This is a genomic window from Mesorhizobium abyssinicae (genome assembly GCF_049887195.1).
GTDB classification, from domain to species: domain Bacteria; phylum Pseudomonadota; class Alphaproteobacteria; order Rhizobiales; family Rhizobiaceae; genus Mesorhizobium; species Mesorhizobium abyssinicae.
The window spans coordinates 713,654-733,258 of the sequence record NZ_JARAKC010000002.1 but is presented as its reverse complement, the minus strand read 5'-3'; the positions used below and the strand labels follow the sequence as shown (position 1 = coordinate 733,258).

The 19,605-nt window shown below is 65.9% G+C and carries 19 protein-coding genes; 7 read left to right on the top strand and 12 right to left on the bottom strand.

Annotated elements, in window-relative coordinates:
• Positions 1-53: 53 nt before the first annotated feature.
• From hpaH to PU724_RS08015, 5 genes are read right to left on the bottom strand one after another with little or no spacing between them, the layout of a single operon-like run.
• Positions 54-857 (bottom strand): 2-oxo-hept-4-ene-1,7-dioate hydratase, encoded by an 804-nt coding sequence (gene hpaH, locus PU724_RS08035; RefSeq protein WP_354421232.1) that lies wholly within the window; start codon positions 855-857, stop codon positions 54-56.
• A complete protein-coding gene (locus PU724_RS08030) occupies positions 854-1,729 on the bottom strand; it encodes a fumarylacetoacetate hydrolase family protein (RefSeq protein ID WP_354421230.1) in 876 nt (291 codons plus the stop codon). Before PU724_RS08030 ends, hpaH begins: the two co-directional genes overlap by 4 nt.
• A gap of 19 nt (positions 1,730-1,748) precedes the next feature.
• Complete coding sequence (hpaD, locus tag PU724_RS08025) at positions 1,749-2,729, bottom strand: 3,4-dihydroxyphenylacetate 2,3-dioxygenase (RefSeq protein WP_354421228.1); 981 nt, start codon at positions 2,727-2,729, stop codon at positions 1,749-1,751.
• A gap of 14 nt (positions 2,730-2,743) precedes the next feature.
• Positions 2,744-4,261 (bottom strand): 5-carboxymethyl-2-hydroxymuconate semialdehyde dehydrogenase, encoded by a 1,518-nt coding sequence (gene hpaE, locus PU724_RS08020; RefSeq protein ID WP_354421226.1) that lies wholly within the window; start codon positions 4,259-4,261, stop codon positions 2,744-2,746.
• A 27-nt stretch (positions 4,262-4,288) separates the two neighbouring features.
• Complete coding sequence (locus tag PU724_RS08015; RefSeq protein ID WP_127392545.1) at positions 4,289-4,675, bottom strand: 5-carboxymethyl-2-hydroxymuconate Delta-isomerase; 387 nt, start codon at positions 4,673-4,675, stop codon at positions 4,289-4,291.
• Between the two features lie 212 nt (positions 4,676-4,887).
• Between PU724_RS08015 and hpaR the strand changes: the two genes are divergently transcribed.
• Positions 4,888-5,292, top strand: a complete 405-nt coding sequence (gene hpaR / locus PU724_RS08010) for a homoprotocatechuate degradation operon regulator HpaR (RefSeq protein WP_245478510.1) — start codon at positions 4,888-4,890, stop codon at positions 5,290-5,292.
• A 196-nt stretch (positions 5,293-5,488) separates the two neighbouring features.
• On the opposite strand, the gene PU724_RS08005 is transcribed toward hpaR, so the two are convergent.
• Together PU724_RS08005 and PU724_RS08000 are read right to left on the bottom strand one after the other, a co-directional pair.
• Positions 5,489-5,998, bottom strand: coding sequence for a flavin reductase (locus PU724_RS08005; RefSeq protein WP_292351450.1), 510 nt, complete (start codon positions 5,996-5,998; stop codon positions 5,489-5,491).
• Between the two features lie 10 nt (positions 5,999-6,008).
• The gene (locus tag PU724_RS08000) at positions 6,009-7,553 is read right to left on the bottom strand and encodes a 4-hydroxyphenylacetate 3-hydroxylase N-terminal domain-containing protein (RefSeq protein ID WP_354421272.1); all 1,545 of its coding nucleotides are present in this window, start codon (positions 7,551-7,553) and stop codon (positions 6,009-6,011) included.
• A gap of 94 nt (positions 7,554-7,647) precedes the next feature.
• Between PU724_RS08000 and PU724_RS07995 the strand changes: the two genes are divergently transcribed.
• Positions 7,648-8,517: a helix-turn-helix domain-containing protein gene (locus tag PU724_RS07995; protein ID WP_354421224.1), complete on the top strand. Its 870-nt coding sequence runs from the start codon at positions 7,648-7,650 to the stop codon at positions 8,515-8,517.
• Positions 8,518-8,592: 75 nt separating this feature from the next.
• Here the strand turns inward: PU724_RS07995 and PU724_RS07990 are convergent, their stop codons facing one another.
• The 4 genes from PU724_RS07990 to PU724_RS07975 are packed head-to-tail and all read right to left on the bottom strand — an operon-like array spanning position 8,593 to position 12,683.
• Entirely contained in the window at positions 8,593-9,951 is a 1,359-nt protein-coding gene (locus tag PU724_RS07990) for an aminotransferase class III-fold pyridoxal phosphate-dependent enzyme (protein ID WP_354421222.1), read from the bottom strand.
• Entirely contained in the window at positions 9,944-10,639 is a 696-nt protein-coding gene (locus PU724_RS07985; RefSeq protein ID WP_354421221.1) for an HAD family hydrolase, read from the bottom strand. Before PU724_RS07985 ends, PU724_RS07990 begins: the two co-directional genes overlap by 8 nt.
• Positions 10,636-11,922, bottom strand: a complete 1,287-nt coding sequence (locus tag PU724_RS07980; RefSeq protein ID WP_127286347.1) for a Tm-1-like ATP-binding domain-containing protein — start codon at positions 11,920-11,922, stop codon at positions 10,636-10,638. The genes PU724_RS07985 and PU724_RS07980 overlap by 4 nt, the downstream gene beginning before the upstream one ends.
• On the bottom strand, positions 11,919-12,683 hold the full coding sequence (locus PU724_RS07975; RefSeq protein ID WP_127286348.1) for an IclR family transcriptional regulator: 765 nt from the start codon (positions 12,681-12,683) through the stop codon (positions 11,919-11,921). Before PU724_RS07975 ends, PU724_RS07980 begins: the two co-directional genes overlap by 4 nt.
• A gap of 176 nt (positions 12,684-12,859) precedes the next feature.
• On the opposite strand from PU724_RS07975, the gene PU724_RS07970 reads away from it, so the two are divergent.
• Genes PU724_RS07970 through PU724_RS07960 form a run of 3 tightly spaced genes read left to right on the top strand, consistent with a single transcriptional unit; the run spans position 12,860 to position 17,043 of the window.
• Complete coding sequence (locus PU724_RS07970; RefSeq protein ID WP_127286349.1) at positions 12,860-14,305, top strand: APC family permease; 1,446 nt, start codon at positions 12,860-12,862, stop codon at positions 14,303-14,305.
• A 57-nt stretch (positions 14,306-14,362) separates the two neighbouring features.
• Positions 14,363-15,556, top strand: a complete 1,194-nt coding sequence (locus tag PU724_RS07965) for a cytochrome P450 (protein ID WP_127286350.1) — start codon at positions 14,363-14,365, stop codon at positions 15,554-15,556.
• Positions 15,553-17,043 (top strand): aldehyde dehydrogenase, encoded by a 1,491-nt coding sequence (locus PU724_RS07960; RefSeq protein WP_354421218.1) that lies wholly within the window; start codon positions 15,553-15,555, stop codon positions 17,041-17,043. The genes PU724_RS07965 and PU724_RS07960 overlap by 4 nt, the downstream gene beginning before the upstream one ends.
• Positions 17,044-17,050: 7 nt before the next feature.
• On the opposite strand, the gene PU724_RS07955 is transcribed toward PU724_RS07960, so the two are convergent.
• A complete protein-coding gene (locus tag PU724_RS07955; RefSeq protein WP_127284981.1) occupies positions 17,051-17,617 on the bottom strand; it encodes a TetR/AcrR family transcriptional regulator in 567 nt (188 codons plus the stop codon).
• 103 nt (positions 17,618-17,720) lie between these two features.
• Between PU724_RS07955 and PU724_RS07950 the strand changes: the two genes are divergently transcribed.
• Both PU724_RS07950 and PU724_RS07945 read left to right on the top strand, forming a co-directional pair.
• A complete protein-coding gene (locus PU724_RS07950) occupies positions 17,721-18,536 on the top strand; it encodes an oxidoreductase (RefSeq protein ID WP_127284982.1) in 816 nt (271 codons plus the stop codon).
• Between the two features lie 66 nt (positions 18,537-18,602).
• On the top strand, positions 18,603-19,604 hold the full coding sequence (locus PU724_RS07945; RefSeq protein ID WP_354421215.1) for an NADP-dependent oxidoreductase: 1,002 nt from the start codon (positions 18,603-18,605) through the stop codon (positions 19,602-19,604).
• Position 19,605: the final 1 nt, after the last annotated feature.

Genomic DNA, 19,605 nt, shown 5'->3' with positions numbered 1-19,605 from the left:
TTCTGGCCGGGCCGCATTCGCGCCCGGCCTTTTTTCTTTCGGGATGGGTGCTGTCAGGCAAAGGCGATGCGGATGGTTCCGTACGGGCCGAAATCGGCGGCTATCTGGTCGCCGTGACGGCATTCCACCGGCCGGATGAAGGAGCCGGACAGCACCACCTCTCCGGCGGAGATGCGCATGCCGTACTGATGCAGCCGGTTGGCGAGCCAGGCGATACCTCTCGCCGGATGGTCGAGCACGCCGGCGCCAAGCCCGGTCTCCTCGACCTCGCCATTGCGCGACACGATGGCGCCGATCCAGCGCAGGTCCGCCTCGCGCGGCCCGGCCGAGCGGCCGCCGACGACGATGCCGGCATTGGCGGCATTGTCGGAGATGGTGTCGAAGAAGGTGCGGATCCTGCCGGTCTCCTTGTTCATCCGCTCGATGCGGGTGTCGAGGATCTCCAGCGCCGGCGTGATATGGTCGGTGGCGTCGAGGACGTCGTCGATCGACACGTCCGGGCCGGCGAGCGGCGCCTTCATGACGAAGGCGATCTCGGCCTCGATCCGCGGCTGGATGAAGCGGCCGGCCGGAACCGTGGCGCCGTCCTCGAAGAACATGTCGTCGAACAGAATGCCCGAGTCTGGAATGTCGATGCTGAGCGCCGACTGCATCGCCTTCGAGGTCAGGCCGATCTTCCAGCCCTTGATGGCCAGCCCCGACGCCACCTTGCGCTTCACCAGCGCCGCCTGCACCCGGTAGGCGTCGTCCATGGTCGCTTGCGGAAAATCGAGGTTGAGCAGCCGGATCTGCCGGCGCTCGCGCTCGGCCTCGAACAGCCTCGCCGCGGCATCCTCGACCTGCGCTTCGGTCATCATCGGCCAGCTCCCTCGTCGACGACGCCGTTGCGGAGCAGGCCGATGCCGTCGGCCTCGACTTCGATGACGTCGCCCGGCTTCAGCCAGATCGGCGGCTCGAAGCGGGCGCCGGCGCCGGTCGGCGTGCCGGTGACGATGATGTCGCCGGGCACCAGCGTGGTGAAGGTCGAGATGTAGGCGATGATCTTGCGGAAGGAGAAGATCATGCGGCCGGTGCGGTCCTGCTGCCGCACCTCGCCATTGACACGCGTGACAAGCGAGATGTCGGCGATCTGCGCCTCGTCGGTGAACGGCACCAGCCACGGGCCGATCGAACCGGAACGGTCGAAATTTTTGCCTTGCGTGACGTTGAATTTGGCGTGGCGCACCCAGTCGCGGAGCGTGCCTTCGTTGCACAGCGACAGCGCCGCGATGTGGCCGAGCGCGTCGGCCTCGGCGATGCGGCGGCCGCCTTTGCCGATGACGATGACGATCTCGCCCTCATAGTCGAGCTGCGGCGATTCCGGCGGCCGCACCAGCGGCGCGCCATGGCCGACGAAGGACCGCGGGAAGCGGATGAACAGCGACGGGTTGGAGGGCGCCGCCTGTCCGTCCTTGTACTCCTCGTTGCGGTCTGGAAAATTGACGCCGACGCAGATGATTTTTTCCGGGGAGGGGATTGGGATCTCGTAGGCGATGTCCTCAACCTTGAAGTCGGGCGCGAAGGCATCCGCCCCCTCCGCCAGCCGGCGCAACGCGCCGGCCTCGATCACCTCGCGCAGCGTCGGCCATTGGGTGTGGCGCGCCGAAAGGTCGACGACGCCCTTGTCGGTGATCGCGCCATAGCGCGTCCTGCCGCCGACGGTGAGGGTGGCGAGGCGCGCCGCGCTCATGCTGAAACTCCGCACACAGTTAGGGCGCCACGATCGGCGACGCCGCCAGATCGGACGGACGCGGCTTCACCCCGGCAAAGACGCTGCCTTCCTCGAACCAGCTCTTCGGCGCCGGCGCACCCCACAGCGTCTGGCGCTGCGGATCCTTGAGGTCCCATTTGATCGGCTCCAGATCGGGGTCGACAGTCTGGTAGTCCGAGCAATAGATCTCGATGCGGTGGTTGTCGGGATCGCGGATGTACAGAAAGAACGCGTTGGAAATGCCGTGCCGGCCCGGGCCGCGCTCGATGTTCGGCAGCCAGCCGGTGGTGGCCATCAGGTCGAGCAGGTCGATGATGTTGAGCGGCGTCGGCACCCAGAAGGCGACGTGGTGCAGGCGCGGGCCGAGGCCGTTGGTGAAGGCGATGTCGTGCACGCCGCCCTTGCGGTGCGTCCAGGCGGCCCACAGTTTCCCGGTTTCCTCATCCTCGGTGTATTCGGTGACGCGGAAGCCGAGCTCGTTGTAGAAGGCCACCGATTGATCGACATTCGGCGAGAAACAGTTGAAGTGGTCGATGCGCAGCGGCTTCACGCCCTTGTAGAGCGCGTATTTCTGATGGATCGGCGGCAGCCGCTCCATCTTCGAATAGAACTCGAGCGGGATGCCGTGCGGATCGCGGGTGCGGAAGGTGCGCGACTGGTAAGGGCGCTCCACCCACTCCACCGGCAGGCCCTTGCCGTCGAAGAAATGCGCGGCCTTGTCGAGGTCCTCATCGGAAAAGACCTTGAAGCCGAGGTCGCGCGCTTCCGCGACCGGGCCTTTCCTGAGCACGATGCAGTGATGGCCGCGCTCTTCCAGCGCGCGCAGGTAGATCGCGTCTTTGGTCTCGTCGGTCACCTGCAGGCCGAGCGTGTCGACATAGAACGCGCGGGACTTCGCCAGATCCGTGACGGCGAGCTCGACGTGGCTGAGCCGTACGATGTTGAAAGCCGGGTAGAGGTTGGGTTGGGGCAGGGGCATGTTGATGTCTCCGGTCAGCCGCCGAGCTTCTGGATGGAATGCGGCGCCGTGGCGAACGCGATGTTCTTGGTTTCCATGTAGAAATCGAACGACCAGTCGCCGCCGTCGCGGCCGATGCCCGAGCTCTTGACGCCGCCGAACGGCGTCGGCAAATGCCGCACATTCTCGGAGTTGACCCAGATCATGCCGGCCTCGAGCGCGTCGGTGAAGCGGAAGGCGCGGGTGACGTCGGAAGTCCAGAGATAACCGGTCAGGCCGTATTGCGTGTCGTTGGCAAGCGCCAGAGCCTCCGCCTCGTGCTTGAACGAGATCGCGGTCAGCACCGGCCCAAAAATCTCCTCCTGGGCGATGCGCATTGTGTTGGTGGCGCCGACAAACAGCGTCGGGCTGACATAGCAGCCGCCGCCCGGGCCGTCGAACTTGCCGCCGCCGGCGGCGACGACCGCGCCTTCCGACTTGCCGATCTCGATATAGGACAGGACCTTTTCCTCATGCACCGGATGGATCAGCGGACCGACCACGGTTTCGGGGTCGAGCGGATGGCCGACCCTGATGCGCTTGGCCTTCTCCGCCACCAGCGCCGTGAACTTGTCGTAGATGCCTTCCTCGACCAGCAGGCGCGACGATGAGGTGCAGCGCTCGCCGTTGAGCGAATAGATCATGAAGACGGCGGCGTCGGCGGCGCGTTCGAGATCGGCGTCGGCGAAGACGATCACCGGGTTCTTGCCGCCAAGCTCGAAATGCACGCGCTTCAGCGTTTCAGCGCCTTGGCGCATGATCATCGAGCCGGTGCGGCTCTCGCCGACGAAGCCGATCGCCTTGATGTCGGGGTGCTCGGTCAGCGCGCGGCCAGCGTCCTCGCCGAAACCGTTGACGAGATTCCACACGCCCTTGGGCAGGCCGGCCTCCTCGGCGATCTCGACCAGCAGGCGCGCGGTCAGCGGCGACAGTTCCGCCGGCTTGTGGACGATGGTGCAGCCGGCAGCCAGCGCCGGCGCGATCTTCCAGGTCGACAGCATGAAGGGCGTGTTCCACGGCGTGATCACGCCGACGGGACCGATCGGCGCGCGCGTCGTCATGTTGACCTGGTTCGGCGCGCGGATGGTCTGGCCGTCGCGGGCTTCCGGCGCACGGTCGCCATAGAAGCGGAAGTTTTCCGCGCCACGCAGCGCCGCCTTGGCCATGAACTTCAGCGACTGACCGGTGTCCATGCATTCGACGAAAGCGATCTCCTCGGCGCGCGCGACGATGGCGTCGGCGATCCTGTGCAGCAGCTTCTTGCGGGCATCGCCGGAGATTGCCGCCCACTCCTTGAAGGCGGCCTTCGCCGCCTTGGCGGCACGGTCGATGTCGGCGGCCTTGCCGCGCGCCACCGTGGCGATCGGCTTCAGATCGATCGGCGAGATCGTCTCATAGGTCGAGCCGTCGGCGGAGGGCACCGCCTCGCCGCCGATCTGGTTGAGCACGCCGTGCTTCCTGAAGCGCTCCAGATAGGCTTCGGCCTTGCGCAGATTGTCGTCCAGTGCCGCCATGGGTCTTTCCTGTTCTCTAGCGCTCAGTCACTTGCCGCGAAGCCGCGGATGGATGGCGTTCTTCTTCCAACTGAGTTCGGCGTCGATCTCGCGGATTTCCAGCGACAGTGCGAAATGCGGCGTCGCGAACAGCGTCGCAAGATGCTCGGACACCGCCGCGAAGATCGCTTCGCCTGCGCTCTTCTTTTCCGCCGCGCTGCGGCCCTTGCCGATACGGAAATTCATGTCGATGAAGCCGTTCTCGGGCAGGCGGTCGGCGATCGCATAGGCCTCGGCGCGGAAGGCGCGCACCCGGACTGCACCTTGTTCGAACAGGCCGGTTTCGAGGATGGTCCGCGAGACCAGCTCGCAGAGCGCGCCCATGTCGACCTTCGCGTCCAGATTCGCGGAATATTCGATCGCCATATGGGGCAAAGGTTCCTCCACCTTTTAATTAACATGTGAATTACATCTTGACGATCGAATGTCAAGCGTCGTTCTCTGTGTCCCGGCGGCGGGATTGCCGCTCCCGGCAAAATCGCGGATATAGCTGCGATCGGGGTGCTAATATTTACCGCGACTCGTACTGGATTGGATTTTTCGGAGACCTGATTTTGCTACCACCGAGCACTCGTCGCTCCCTGCCGATGGCTCTGCTTCGCGCTCGCGAGGTGATCATGGCGCATTTCCGGCCGATGCTTGCCCGCCACGACATCACCGAGCAGCAATGGCGCGTGCTGCGGGTGCTTGCCGAGACCGGTCCGCTGGAAGCGACCGAACTCGCCAACCGCGCCTCGATTCTGCCGCCGAGCCTCACCCGCATCATCAAGGCGATGGAAGAGCGCGAATTCATCACCCGCAACAAGGTCAAGGACGACGGCCGCCGCGCTCTGCTCGCCATCAGCCCGGCCGGCCTTGCGCTGATCGAGGACCTGGCGCCGGAGCGCATCGCCATCTACGACGCGATCGAGAAGCGCTACGGCGCCGAGCAGCACGAGCGCCTGCTCGACATGCTCGAAGGCCTGATACAGTCGGAGTCGACGGAGGGGTGAAGGTCGCGCGGGACTTCCCTTCTCCCCTTGTGGGAGAAGGTGGCCGAGCGAAGCTCGGACGGATGAGGGGTGTTCCAGCTTGGCGACACGTTCAAAATAGCCACGCCTCATTCCGTCGCGCATCCCTCATCCGTCTCGGCGCTGCGCGCCGATCCACCTTCTCCCACAAGGGGAGAAGGGAAGGCACCGCCGCTCCTCACCCTCCGAAACTGCCGACAGCGCTCGGCTGCATGTAGTTGCGGCCGACATAGAGCAGCGCCGCTTCGTCGCTGCCGTGGCGGATGTCGACGACGCGGCCGAACATCACATTGTGCGTGCCGACCTTGTTCACCGCGCCGATCTCGCAATCGAAGCTGACGATGGCGTCGAGCAGCGCCGGCATGCCGGACGGCATGGTCTGCCAGCGCGCGGCTTGATAGCGCTCGGCCATGCCGCGGATCGCGCCGGCGAACTTTCCCGCCAGATGCATGTGCGACTGGGTGAGAACGTTGACGCAAAAGCGCTGGTTGGCGAGGAACAGGCCGGTCTGCGCCGAGCGCTCGTTCATGCACACCAGCAGCGTTGGCGGATCGTCCGAAACGCTGCACATGGCCGTGGCGGTGAATCCGCCGCGCCCCGCCGGGCCATCCGTGGTGACGATGTTGACCGGCGCGCAGACCCGCGCCATGGCGTCACGGAATTCCAGCCTCGAGACCTGCGCCTCCATCGCCGGTCCCCTAGTTTACCGCGGCCGAAAGCGGCGGCAGCCAGGTATCGCCGGTCCAGCCCTTTTCGTCATAGTCGGCCATGCATTGGTCGACCAGTTCCTCCATCTGCTTCAGCCGGCCGCCGCGCTCGGCGCCCTTCAGCACCTGCAGCCGCACCTCTTCCGGCGCGCCGGCATAGTTGAGCTCGTAGAGCGCGTGGCGGCCGCCGAATTCGGTGCCGGTCGCGTCCCACAACAGCTTCATGATCTTGATGCGCTCGACATGGCCCATGTCGTTGGAGCCGCGCACATATTGCGCCAGGTAGCGGTCGATCTCCGGATTGTCGAAATCCCTGGCCGAGGACGGCAGGTAGATCAGCCCCGAGGCGATCACCCGGCGCACCGTGTCGATGACGCGAGGATAGGCCTCCGACATGAAGGTGCGGTAGGAAAGCGCCGCCTCCAGATTGGGCAGCACCGCGCCGCTGGCCCAGGGGATCGGGTTGTGCGCCATCGCGTTGGAAAAACTCCAGAACATGTGGCGCAGCGCGATCACCTCGCCGAGTGCTGCCTGGTTGCCGCGGAAGGCATCGCCGCCTGTAGCGCGCAGCGCCTTGGCGAGCAGGCCGCAGAGGAAGTCGAGCTTGACGGCGAAGCGCGTGCAGCCCTGGAAGCAGTAGCCGTGCATGAAGCCAGACGCCGGATGGAAGGATAGGATCTTCTGCGCGTCGCGCAGCACCAGCACGTCCTCCCAGGGGATGAAGACGTTGTCCAGCACCAGGATCGCGTCGTTCTCGTCGAAGCGCGACGACAAGGGATAGTCGAAGGGCTGGCCGACCGTATTGGCGGTCTGCTCGTAGGAGACGCGGCAGAACATCTTTATGCCCGGCGCGTTCATCGGCACGATGAACATCACCGACAGCGACGGGTCCTCGGTGACCGTCGCCGAGCTTTGCGCCAGGAAATTGTAGTGGGTCAGCGCCGACGACGTCGCCACCACCTTGGCGCCCGACACCCAGATGCCGGCATCGTTCTCCTTGGTGATGTGCACGAACACGTCCTTCACGGCCTCGGCCGGCTTGTGGCGGTCGATCGGCGGGTTGACGATGGCGTGGTTCATGAACAGGACCGCTTCCTGGGCGCGTTTGTGCCAGGCCAGCGCATTGTCCTTGAATGGGCCGTACCACTCGGCATTGGCGCCGAGCGTGTTCATCAGCGCCGCCTTGTAATCGGGCGTGCGCCCCATCCAGCCATAGGACATGCGTGACCAGTCGGCGATCGCGGTCTGCTGCTGGGCAAGGTCGGCGGCAGAGTGGGCGACGCGGAAATATTTGTGCGTATAGCCGCCCGAGCCGGTATCGGTCGGCGCGGTCAGCGCCGCCTGCCGGTTGGGGTCGTGCAAGGCGTCGTAAAGCCGGGCCAGCGAACGCGCCGAATTGCGCATCGCCGGATGGCTGGTGACATCGGCGACCCGCTCGCCATTGATATACACCTGGCGCCCGTCGCGCAGGCTCGCGAGATATTCGGCGCCTGTGAACGGCCGTTTCGTGTCGGCCCGGAAATCTTCCGATCGCATCATGATCCTCCCTTTGATTGGTGGAGAGTAGCCGCAAGCCGCGCGATGGTTTATGGACGAAAGCGATAAATCACTTGGACTTTTTCGGGCCGCCATGAGCCAGACCGCCATTCCCGAATTCTTCGTCTACGGCGAGCCGGCGCGGGCGCTCGACGTCGGTTTCCTGCATGTCGAGACGGTGCAGGCGCGCGCTTCCGTGCATCGCGGCCAGGTTCTGGCGCACAAACATCCGCAAATGGCGCAGATCACCTTCTGGACGGGTGGCAGCGGCACCTATCGGATCGAGGACAAGACCTGGAGTTTTTCCGCTCCCACCGTGAGCTTCATGCCGAGCGGCGTGGTGCATGGCTTCGACATCGAACCAGGCACCGATGCCATCGTCGTCTCGGTCGCCGATGCCGCACTTGCGGTGCTCGCCGAGCAGTCCGCCCTGCCGCTCGACCAGCCGGTTTTCGTCACAGGGCGCGGCGAGGGCGCGCTGTGGGAGAGGTTGGGTAATACGGTCAGGATGATCCAGGCGGAATATGCCGACAGGCTGCCCGGCGTGGAAAGAATCCTCCCGCCGCTGATCGCGGTGGCGCTGTCGGGCATCGCTCGCCTCGATGCGCAATCGCATGCCATCGCGGTGCCGGCGGCGGTGGCGCTCGGCGGGCGGCTCAGGCGGCTGATCGACCGGCACTTCCGCGAGGACTGGCCGGTGGAGCGCTATGTCGAGGAACTCGGCACCACCCGCCACCTGCTCGACAAGGCCGCGCGCCAGGTGCTGGGCGCGGGCGTGCGCCAGGCGATCGGCGACCGGCGCCTCGTCGAAGCCAAGCGCCTGCTGCTCTTCACCATCCGCACGGTCGAGGACATCGCCTATGAGACCGGCTTCAATGATCCGGCCTACTTTTCTCGCTTCTTTCGACAGGCGGTTGGCTTGTCGCCGGCGGCGTGGCGGAAGGAGAGGGTGGGCAGGCAGTAGGCAATAGGCAGTAGGCAGTAGGCAGTAGGCAGTAGGGGTTGGGCTCCCTAATCCCTAATCCCTACTGCCTGTTCCCTAGGCCGCGTCAGCGGCCGCCAGCGCCGCATCCAGCGCCTCGCCGATCTTCGCCACATCGGCGGCCGAGATGACCAGCGGCGGCGACAGGATGATGGTGTTGCCGGAGACGCGCAGCATGACGCCGGCCTGGTAGGCGGCTTCGGCCACCACGGCCAATGTCTTCTTGTCGGCCGGCTTCTTGGCGGCGCGGTCCGAGACCAGCTCCAGCGCCGCCATCAGGCCCTGGTAGCGGACGTCGCCGACCAGCTGATGCTTCGCCTTCAGCGCCTCCAGAACCTTGCCGAGCTCGACGCCGCGCACCGCCGCGTTCTCGTTGACGGCGAGCCGTTTTGTCTCGGCGAGCGCCGCCAGCCCGGCCGCGCAGCCAACCGGGTGGCCGGAATAGGTGTAGCCATGGCCAATGGCGCCGAAGCTCGTCTTGTCGGCCTCGAACACGTCGGCGACCTTGGCGCCGATCAGCGCAGCACCGAGCGGGAAGTAGCCGGACGTGATCGCCTTGGCGATGGTCATGAAGTCGGGTTTCGTGCCGGAGAGCCGCGAGCCGGACCACGCACCGGTGCGGCCCAACCCGGTCACCACCTCGTCGGCGATCAGAAGGATGTCGTGGCGGTCGCAGATCGCGCGCACCAGCGGCATGAAGCTTTCATGCGGAACGATGACGCCGCCGGCGCCGAGCACCGGCTCCATGATGAAGGCGGCGATGGTGTCGGCGCCCTGGAAGGCGATCTCGTCCTCGATCGCCCGCGCGCAGAGCTTCGCCAGCTTCGCCGGGTCGGTCTCGTCGAACGGGTTCCGGTAGGTCCACGGCGCCGGCGTGTGGAAGACGCCGGGCAAGAGCGGCTCGTAGTTGCGGCGGAAATTGGCGTTGCCGTTGACCGAGGCGCCACCGAAATGCGTGCCGTGATAGCCCTTCTTCAGCGCCAGGAATTTCGTCCGGTCGCCTTGGCCTCTTATCTTCCAGTATTGGCGCGCGAGCCGCAGCGCCGTCTCGACCGAGTCCGATCCGCCCGAGGTGAAGAAGGCGCGCACCATGCCCTCCGGCGCGAACCAGTCGGTGAGCTCGTAGGCGAGCTCGATCGACGGTCCGGTCGAGGTGCCGCGAAAGCCGGAATAGTAGGGGAGCGCATCGAGCTGTGCGGCCATCGCTTGCTTGATCGGGTCGCAGCTGTAGCCAAGGTTGACGTTCCACAGACCACCGACCGCATCGAGCACGGTGCGGCCGTCGGCATCGGTCACCGAGACGCCGTCCCCCTTCATGATGATCTTCGGCGGCGTCGCCCGCATCTCGGCCGGATGCGCCATCGGATGCCAGATCGGCTTGGCGTTGTTCTCGGTGAGGAAGTTGATGTCACGCATCGGTGGGAACTCCGGTTTCCGATTGGGGGAGGGCAAGGCCGAAATGGCCAAGCGCCTCGGCATAGCTCTGCGCCGGCCGGGCGACGTCGAAATGCACGGTCAGCATGCCGGCGGCGATGGCGCCGTCGATGTTGCGCTGCTGGTCGTCGACGAACACGCACGCGCCGAGTGGCAGCTCCAGCGCCTCGCCGACCATCGCATAGGCGCGGCGGTCTGGCTTGAGGACGTGCGTGTAGGTGGCGTCGACGATCGTCTCGAACAGCGACAGCAGCGGCAGCCGCTGGCGGAAGCTCGTGCCGTAGAACAGGTCGAGCTCGTTGGAGAGGATGGCCAGCCTGACGCCGGCCGCATGCGCCGTCCGGATCGCCTGTTCGGCCTCCGGCCGCACCACCGCTTGCGGGTCGGCGCCGCGCGCCCGCTGCACGAAGGTCGACATGTCGCGCCAGTCCTCGCCGACCAGCTGGCCGACCTCGCGCGTGCGCGTCCTCCAGTAGTCGCGCTCGCTGATCTCGTCCGCCTGCATGGCCCGCCACAAAGGATCGGAGGCCGGGTCGAACGGGCCGCGCCAGGCAAGCGTGCCCGCCGCCAGACCCAGCGCGCGCTCAGTCAGCGCATGCGTCTCGAACAGCGTGCGGGTGACGACGCCGCCGAAGTCGAGCACCAGCGCCTTTGGCGAAGGACGGCTCATGCGGCGTGCCCACGGCCGGGCGGAACGATGCCCTCGGCGACCCAGCGGTCGAAGATCTCCAGCGCCTTGGCGCAGAACGCGGCGTCATTGATGTGTTCGGCGATCTCGTGCAGCTCGGCATTGGCAGGGACGCTGGCACGCATCTCCTCGACAAAGGCCGACAGCGCCTCTGGCTCATGCAGCGGCTCGCCTTCCTGGTCCCATTGCTGGATGCCGCCGGCGGGCAGGATGAAGGCGGTCGGGCCGGTCGCCGCGGCGAGCTTCTCGCCGATGGCGCGCGCGATCTCCTTGCGGGTCGAGGCGTCCGAGGTCACCGAGGCGAGCAACCGGTTGTGCGCATGGTAGGGCCGCTCGATGAAACGCGACGGCACCGTTTGCCAGGTCGGGAAATCCACCATGTCGATGGCGCCGGGCGCGACGATCTGCGGGATACCTTGCCGGCCCGCATTCTCCAGCCGGTCGGTGCCGGAATTCACCACCGAGCCGGTGAGCTGGTTGGCGAGTTCCTGCAGGCTGAAATCCATCACCGCGACAAAACCCTTTTGCGCCGCGATTGCCTCCAGCGCCCGTCCGCCCATGCCGGTGGTGTGGAAGACGATCACCTCGTAGCCGCGCTTTTCCAGCTCCGGCTTCAGCCTCACCATATAGTGCAGGCAGCTTTTGCCGAGCGAACTCATGCCGATCCGCGGCTTTGCCGCGTCCGGCTTGACGACGGCCTGCGCGGCACCCACCACCGCGCCGCAGGCCTGCGACAGCACCGCCTTGCAGGCGCTGTTGAGGCCATAGAGCCCGCCGGCCCAAAGGATCATCATCAGGTCTGTGGCGATCCGCTCGGGCGGCAGGAGATGCGAATAGGCGATCGTCGAGACGACGAATTTCGGCACGCCGAGCGGCAGCGCCAGCGCCACGTCGAGCGCAAGGTCGGTGCCCATCGAGCCGCCGAGCGCGATGACGCCGTCGATCTCGCTTTTGTCGTGGAGCGCGCGCGCCAGCCGCGAGGCGCCGAGCGCCATCAGCGTCATCGCCGAGTTCTCGTCGCCGCTGGCGATGATCGCCTCGATCGTCGTGTCGGCGGCTCTGGCCACCGCTTGCCTGTCATAGGCCGGCCGGTAGGGCGGGTCGCCGAGCACGCTGACATCCATCATCACCGCGACACCGCCGACGGCCTCGATGCGCTCGCGCATGAACAGAAGCTCGTCGGCCTTGGTGTCGCCGGTGCCGATAACCAGGATACGGCGTGTCTCGTCCACAGTCGGTTCTCCCTGCAATGTCGTTGTTGTCATGCCCGCTTGCGGCCCGGCAGCCTGCCGAAAAGCCGCTCGCTGATCCCGCGCGCCGCCGCGGCGACGCTGGCGCCGTGGCGCTCGATGTCGCCTTTCTGGATCCGCACCCGGGGTGCCGCGACAGCGATGGCGCCGATGGCCAGGCCGTCGGCGCCGAGGATCGGTGCCGCGACGCTGAGCACGCCTTCCTCATAGCCTTGCGAGCCGGTCGAATGGCCGCGCGCGCGTGCGGCGGCGATATGTTCGGCGAGCGTTTCGGCGTCGCCGATCGTGTAGGGCGTGAAGGCCGGCAGCGGTCCCGCGAGGACGCCGGCGCGGACTTGCTCCTCGGTGAACGCCAGGAAGGCAATTCCCGACGCCGTCGCATGCAAAGGCAGCACCTCGCCAAGCTGCACGCTGACGCGGTTGGCCTTGGCCGATTCGATGACATGGACCGAGATCAAGCCGCGCTTCGAATATTCCGACAGATGCACGGTCTCGCCGGTCTCGGCCGCCAGCTGCTCGACCACCGGCATCGCCATGCGCAGGAACGGAAACTGCGCCTCGCGCAACAGCGCCAGCCGCGCGATGCCGGCCCCCAGGCGATAGAGCCGCGTGGTCTCGTCCTGCTCCACCAGCCCGTGCTCGATGAGCGAGACCAGCAGCCGGCGCGTCGTAGCCTTGTCGAAGCCGGCGCGCCTGGCGAGATCGGCAAGCGCCGCCTCGGGCGCGCCGCGACCGAGCTTTTCCAGCAGCGAAACGGCTTTGCCTACCGTGCCCATGCAGGTCTGATCCTCCATCAGATACTTAACGTGCGAATTAACTTGACAGCAAGTCGATTCCTTTGCAAGTCTATATTCGAAATGTCGTTGCAAATAGTGAAACGATCAAGGCCCGGCAGAAGGCCACGGCATTTCAGGGACACTTGGTTTCCGCGAGCGCGGATCTGGAGGGAAAGATGACGACAATTGAAGCCGGCGAAGCGAACCGGCTAAGGAAGAACAGCCTTGGCGTAGGAGCCATCACCTTCATGGTGATCTCGGCCGCGGCGCCGCTCACGGCTGTGGCGGGTGGAACGCCGCTCGGCATGCTGATGGGCAACGGCGCCGGCTTTGCCGGCACCTATCTCATCGTCACCGTCCTGCTGCTCCTGTTCGCTGTCGGTTACGTCGCCATGTCGCGCCATGTCGGCAATGCGGGCGCCTTCTATGCCTATGCGGCGCGCGGTCTCGGCGGCCTCGCAGGCGGTGCGACGGCGCTGATCGCCATCCTCTCCTACAACGCCATGCAGATCGGCGTCATGGGCCTGCTCGGTGCCGCGACCGCCGGCCTGTTCGCCGGCTGGGGCATCGCTCTGCCCTGGTGGGTGTGGAGCTTCATCGCCATCGCCATCGTCGCCGTGCTCGGCTACCGGCAGGTCGACCTGTCGGCCAAGATCCTGACCGTGCTGGTGCTTGCCGAATATGTCGTGGTGCTGATCCTCGACCTGACGATCCTCAAGACCGGCGGCGACAGCGGCCTGTCGGCCGCACCGTTCAGCTGGAGCCAGATCACCAGCGGCGCGCCGGCGATCGCCATCCTGTTCTGCTTTGCCGCCTTCATCGGCTTCGAGGCGACCACCATCTACGCCGAGGAGGCGCGCGACCCCAAGGTCACCATTCCGCGTGCCACCTATTTCTCCGTCATCCTGATCGGCCTCTTCTACATGGTCACCGCCTGGCTGATGGCGGTCGGCGCCGGCGTCGACAAGCTGCTGCCGGACTTGCAGGGCCTGCAGGATCCGACCACCTTCCTGTTCGGCCTCTCCGACCGCTATTCCGGGACGGCGCTCACCCACGCCATGAGCATCCTGTTCGTGTCGAGCCTGTTCGCCGGGGTGCTGGCGTTCCACAACGCGGTCGCCCGCTACATCTATGTCGCCGGCCGTGAGAAGCTGCTGCCGCAGACCATCGGAGTGACCCATTCGGCGCACCAGAGCCCGCATGTCGCCTCTGTCATCCAGACCGTGCTTGCCGCTGTTGTCGTCGGGCTCTTCGCGGTGCTCGGCCTTGACCCGGTGCTGGCGCTGTTTTCGTGGCTGACCAATGTCGCGACGCTCGGCGTCATCGTGATGATGGCGGTGGCCTCGCTGGCCGTGGTGATGTACTTCCGCGCCAATCCGTCCGCTCAGGAAAACACGCTGAAGACCACCGTGCTGCCGGGGCTGACCTTCATCGCCTTCGTCGTCATCATCTACCTGATCGTCATCAATTTCGGCAGCCTGTCGGGCGCTGGCGGCTTCCTCGGCGTGTTCCTGCCGCTGCTGGTGCTGATCGCCGCCGTCGTCGGCCTGTTGCTGGCGAGCGCATTGAAGGGCCGCGATCCGGTCGCCTTCGACAATCTCGGTGTGCCGCTGAAGGATTGAGAAAGTCAAGGGGCGGCGCCTGGCGCCGCCCTTTCCATCGCAAAGGGAGTGACGGCATTGAGCTTTGCCGACGAGATCACCGTCGAGGCGCTGGAAGCCGATCCTTACCCGATCTACGCCGAGCTCAGGCGCAGCGCCCCGGTCGCCTATGTGCCGGCGGTCAACCTCTGGTTCGTCACTCGCTGGAAGGATGTCGAGACAGTCACCAAGTCGCCCGACATCTTCTCGGCGGTGGTCGGCACGTCGCCGGTCGAACGCTCCTTCGGCAAGCCGACCATCCTGACCACCGACGGCGAGACGCACAAAGACCTTCGCCAGGGCGTCGATCCAAAATATCGGCCGCGCACCGTCGCCTCCTATGCCGGCGACCTCGTGCGCTCGATCGCCGGGCCCTTTCTCGACCAGATCGCCGAACAGGGCACGGCGGAACTGATGGCAGACTATTTCGAGCCGGTGTCAACGCTCAGCCTGGCGCGTTCGCTCGGCCTCGACGACATCGATATGCCGACCCTGCGGCGCTGGTTCTATGGCCTCGCCCAGGGCGCCATCAATTTCGAGAACGACCCGAAGCGGCAGGAGGTCGCCGATGCGATCAGCGCCGAGGTCGGCGCCGCCATCCTGCCGACGCTTGAGCGGCTCGCCCGCGAGCCCGACGACTCGGCGCTTTCGCACATGCTGCATGACGGCATGCCGGATGGGAAAACCCGTCCAATCGATTTCCTGATGCCGAGCATCAAGGTCATCCTGCTCGGCGGCATGCAGGAGCCCGGCCATGGCGCCGGCTCGATCCTTGCCGGCCTGCTCGCCCATCCCGAACAACTGCGGCAAGTGCTCGACGACCCCGACACCTTCGTGCCGAAGGCGGTCGACGAGGGCCTGCGCTGGGTGGCGCCGATCGGCACCCAGACGCGCCAGACGACACGCGCGGTGGAGATCGGCGGCGCCGTGGTCCCCGCCGGCGCGCCGGTCGCGGCGCTGGTCTCCTCGGCCAGCCGCGACGAAAGCCGCTTCACCGACCCCGATCGTTTCGACATCCATCGCGACGAAGGCAACCACGCCGCCTTCGGCTTCGGCCATCATTTCTGTTCCGGCCGCTTTTTCGCGCGCGAGCAGATGTGCCTGGCGCTACGGTTGTTGCTCGAGCGCTTCCCGGACCTGAAACTGGTGCCCGGGAAGGAACCGGTGTTCCGCGGCTGGGAGTTCCGCGCGCCTACCACCCTCAATGTCGCCTTCGGAGCCGCTGCCCAATGATCAGCCAGACCACCATCGACACGCTGCGCAAGGCCGAGGTCGGCGCGCGAAATCTGTTCATCGATGGCGTCCAGACGGCAGCCGCGACCGGCGCCACCTTGCCGGTGATCTCGCCGATCGACGGACGTCCCTTCGCCAGCATCGCCGACGGCAATGCCGCCGATGTCGATCGCGCGGTGCTCGCTGCCCGCAAGGCCTTCGAGAAGGGGTCCTGGTCGCGCGCGGCTCCCGCCTTTCGCAAGAAGGTGCTGACGAGGCTCGCCGAACTGGTCGAGAAGCACGCCGACGAACTCGCCGTGCTCGGCGTGCGCGACAACGGCACCGAGATCGGCATGGCCTACAAGGCCGAGCCGCTGTCGGCGGCCGGCACCATCCGCTACTACGCCGAGGCGATCGACAAGATCTATGGCGAGATCGCGCCGACTGCCGACAATGTGCTGGGCCTGATCCACAAGGAACCGCTCGGCGTCGTCGGCGTCATCGTGCCGTGGAATTTCCCGCTGATGATTGGCGCCTGGAAGATCGCGCCGGCGCTCGCCGCCGGCAACTCGATCGTCGTCAAGCCGCCGGAAATCGCCTCGCTGACGCTGCTGCGGCTGGCCGAGCTTGCTGCCGAGGCCGGGTTGCCGGAAGGCGTTTTCAATGTCGTCACCGGCCGCGGCGCGGTGGCCGGCGAGGCGCTCGGCCTGCACATGGATGTCGATGCCATCGCCTTCACCGGTTCCGGTCCGGTCGGCCGCCGCTTGCTCGACTATTCGGCGCGCTCCAACCTGAAGCGCGTCTTCCTCGAGCTCGGCGGCAAGTCGCCCAACATCGTCTTTGCCGACGCGCCGGACCTGAAGCAGGCAGCGACCGTGTCGGCCAACGGCATCTTCCGCAATTCCGGCCAGGTCTGCGTCGCCGGTTCCCGCCTGCTCGTCCAGGCGTCGATCTACGATCGCTTCATGGATGAGCTCCTCAAGGCAACCGCCAGGCTGAAGGTCGGCGATCCGCTCGATCTCGGCAGCGACATCGGCGCGGTGTCGAGCGCCGAGCAACTCGACAAGAACCTCGGTTTCGTCACCAAGGCGGCGGAGGAGGGCGCCCGCCTCATCACCGGCGGCGAGCGCATCCTGGCCGAGACCGGCGGCAGCTACATGGCGCCGACCATCTTCGAGAACGTGACGCGGGACATGCAAATCGCCCGCGAGGAAGTGTTCGGGCCCGTGCTCGGCGTCATGCGCTTCGACACCGAGGAGGAGGCGGTGAGCCTTGCCAACTCCACCGTCTACGGGCTGGCTTCCGCCGTGTGGACATCGAACCTGTCGACCGCGCACCGCATGGTGCGCGCCATCAATGCCGGCGTCGTCCATGTCAACACCTATGGCGGCGCCGACATCACCGTGCCGCTCGGCGGCGTCAAGCAGTCCGGCTTCGGCCGCGACAAGTCGCTGCACGCCGTCGAGAAATACACCGACCTGAAGACCGCCTGGATCGCGCTCGGCTGACGGCGGTCTAACTCTGCTGGATCAGTGTCCGCGCCGCATCCGCTCCCGCCGAAAGGATGCGATCCGACAACTCCGTGCCTTCGACCGCGCGGGCCAGTTGCAGCGCGCCGATGAGCGTCGCAAAGACGCCCAGCGCCACGCCTTCCGGATCCTTGCCCGGCGGCAAGGTGGCGGACACCTGGCTCACCAGTGACAGGAAGCGCTCGGTATAGACCTGGCGGGTTTCAGGCGGCTGGCGCGCGATCTCCGGCAGCAGCGCGGCGGACGCGCAGCCCTTGTCCGGATTGTCCCGATGCGCGGCCGACAGATATGCCCCTATGGCCATTTCGGGACCGCCCGAAGCCAACAACTCCTGCATTTGCTGCGACTGGGTATCGAGGGCCGCCGCCACGCTTTCGCGGACAAGTTCCGCCTTCGACTGAAAGTGCGGATAGAAGGCGCCGTTCGTCAGTCCGGCGTCGCTCATGATGGTCGCCAGTCCGGACGCGGCGATGCCGTCGCTTCGAAAGCGTTCGGCGGCGACTTCCATGATCCGGCCGCGTGAGGCGTCCTTCCGGCCCTTTTCATAGCGCATGGCTGCACGTCCTTTCGGCTATTGCATTATGATCATAATGTGATATTATACCCGTAATTTAATGGGCTGGAAAGAGCCGGCCTTGGTAATCTTGGAGTATGACATGAGCGCGAATTCCGGAAAGACCGCTATCGTGACCGGAGCCTCGTCGGGCATCGGCTGGGCCAGCGCCGAGGCCTTGGCCCAGGCGGGGTTCACCGTTTTCGGGACGAGCCGCCGCGCGGCCGGCAACGGCCCGGAAGGGGTGACCATGCTGGCCTGCGACGTGACCGACGGCGATGCCGTCGCGGCGCTCGTATCGACGGTGCTCTCGCGCACCGGCCGGATCGACGTGCTGGTCAACAATGCCGGCGTCGGCATGCTTGGCGGCGCCGAGGAATTCTCGATCGCGCAGGTACAGAGCTTGTTCGACGTCAATCTGTTTGGCGTCGTGCGTATGACCAACGCGGTATTGCCGTCGATGCGGCGGCATGGCGAAGGGCGCATCATCAACATCGGCTCGATATTGGGTCTCGTGCCGGCGCCGTATTCGGCCCACTATTCGGCGGCCAAGCACGCGATCGAGGGCTATTCGGAATCGCTCGATCACGAGGTTCGTGCCTTCAACATTCGCGTCTCCGTCATCGAGCCGGCATTCGTGCGCACCGTCTTCGACCAGAACGGGATCGAGCCGGATTCCCCGTTGCAGGAATATGATCGGGCGCGCGCCGGGGTCGACGCCCTGCTTCGCGATGTGATGCCGAAGGCCGACCGGCCGGAGGTGGTGGCGGATGTGATCGTCAAGGCCGCGACCGATGCCCGTCCGCGGCGGCGCTACACCGCCGGCAAGGCCGCGCGGCAGGTCAGCATGCTGCGCCGCTTTGTCCCCGCCGAGATGTTCGACAAGAGCTTGCGCAAGCAGTTCCGCTTGCCGGTCTGAACAGGCGCAGGGCAGGGGGATGCTCACCGTGCGGCACACCAAAACCACTTTCAGGAAGTTACTGCCATGAAGGCATTCGTTGTCGACAAATATAACAAGAAGGGCATCCTGCGGCTGGCCGAGATGCCGGAGCCGAAGCTCGGGGACAGCGATGTCCTGGTCGAGATCCATGCGGCGGCGGTGAACCTTCTCGATTCCAAGGTCAGGACCGGAGAGTTCAAGCTCATCCTGCCCTATAGCCGGCCCTTCATCCTCGGCCACGACGTGGCCGGCAAGGTCATCCGCGTGGGATCGAAAGTTCGCAGGTTCAAACCCGGCGACGAGGTCTATGCGCGGCCGCGCGATGGGCGGATCGGGGCATTCGCCGAGTTCATCGCCATCGATGAAGCCGACGTCGCCCTGAAGCCCAGCAATCTCAGCATGGAGGAGGCGGCCTCGATCCCCCTGGTCGGTCTGACCGCCTGGCAGGTGCTCGTTGAAAGGGCAAAGCTGAGCAAAGGACAGAAGGTCTTCATCCAGGCCGGCTCCGGCGGCGTCGGCATATTCGCGATCCAGCTGGCAAAGCATCTCGGCGCGACCGTTGCGACGACGGCGAGCGCAACAAGCGCTGCCCTGGTCAAGGGCCTCGGCGCCGATGTCGTCGTCGACTACCGGAAAGACGAATTCGAAAAAATCCTGTCGGGCTACGATATCGTCGTGAACAGCCAGGACGCCCAAACGCTCGAAAAGTCGCTCACTGTGCTCAAACCCGGCGGCAAGCTCATCTCGATCTCCGGCCCGCCGGATCCCGAATTCGCCAGGGAAAAGGGGTTGAACCTGGTGCTGAGGACGCTCCTGCGCCTTCTAAGCCGCGCCATTCGGTCCAAAGCCAGGCGCCGTGGCGTGAGCTTCTCGTTCCTGTTCATGTGGGCGCAGGGCCACCAGTTGGGCAAGATCACCGCCCTCATCGAATCCGGCGCGATCCGCCCGGTTGTCGATCGGGTATTTCCCTTCGAAGCGACCAACGAGGCCCTGGCCTACGTCGAAACGGGACGCGCCAAGGGCAAGGTCGTCATCAAGGTCAGATAGC

Excerpts from the sequence above, each read along its gene's own strand:
- hpaH (WP_354421232.1), bottom strand. The coding sequence starts at position 857 with ATGATGACCGAAGCGCAGGTCGAGGATGCCGCGGCGAGGCTGTTCGAG.
- PU724_RS08030 (WP_354421230.1), bottom strand. The coding sequence starts at position 1,729 with ATGAGCGCGGCGCGCCTCGCCACCCTCACCGTCGGCGGCAGGACGCGC.
- hpaD (WP_354421228.1), bottom strand. The coding sequence starts at position 2,729 with ATGCCCCTGCCCCAACCCAACCTCTACCCGGCTTTCAACATCGTACGG.
- hpaE (WP_354421226.1), bottom strand. The coding sequence starts at position 4,261 with ATGGCGGCACTGGACGACAATCTGCGCAAGGCCGAAGCCTATCTGGAG.
- hpaR (WP_245478510.1), top strand. The coding sequence starts at position 4,888 with ATGGCTCTGCTTCGCGCTCGCGAGGTGATCATGGCGCATTTCCGGCCG.
- PU724_RS08005 (WP_292351450.1), bottom strand. The coding sequence starts at position 5,998 with ATGGAGGCGCAGGTCTCGAGGCTGGAATTCCGTGACGCCATGGCGCGG.
- PU724_RS08000 (WP_354421272.1), bottom strand. The coding sequence starts at position 7,553 with ATGCGATCGGAAGATTTCCGGGCCGACACGAAACGGCCGTTCACAGGC.
- PU724_RS07995 (WP_354421224.1), top strand. The coding sequence starts at position 7,648 with ATGAGCCAGACCGCCATTCCCGAATTCTTCGTCTACGGCGAGCCGGCG.
- PU724_RS07990 (WP_354421222.1), bottom strand. The coding sequence starts at position 9,951 with ATGCGTGACATCAACTTCCTCACCGAGAACAACGCCAAGCCGATCTGG.
- PU724_RS07985 (WP_354421221.1), bottom strand. The coding sequence starts at position 10,639 with ATGAGCCGTCCTTCGCCAAAGGCGCTGGTGCTCGACTTCGGCGGCGTC.
- PU724_RS07980 (WP_127286347.1), bottom strand. The coding sequence starts at position 11,922 with ATGACAACAACGACATTGCAGGGAGAACCGACTGTGGACGAGACACGC.
- PU724_RS07975 (WP_127286348.1), bottom strand. The coding sequence starts at position 12,683 with ATGGGCACGGTAGGCAAAGCCGTTTCGCTGCTGGAAAAGCTCGGTCGC.
- PU724_RS07970 (WP_127286349.1), top strand. The coding sequence starts at position 12,860 with ATGACGACAATTGAAGCCGGCGAAGCGAACCGGCTAAGGAAGAACAGC.
- PU724_RS07960 (WP_354421218.1), top strand. The coding sequence starts at position 15,553 with ATGATCAGCCAGACCACCATCGACACGCTGCGCAAGGCCGAGGTCGGC.
- PU724_RS07955 (WP_127284981.1), bottom strand. The coding sequence starts at position 17,617 with ATGCGCTATGAAAAGGGCCGGAAGGACGCCTCACGCGGCCGGATCATG.
- PU724_RS07950 (WP_127284982.1), top strand. The coding sequence starts at position 17,721 with ATGAGCGCGAATTCCGGAAAGACCGCTATCGTGACCGGAGCCTCGTCG.
- PU724_RS07945 (WP_354421215.1), top strand. The coding sequence starts at position 18,603 with ATGAAGGCATTCGTTGTCGACAAATATAACAAGAAGGGCATCCTGCGG.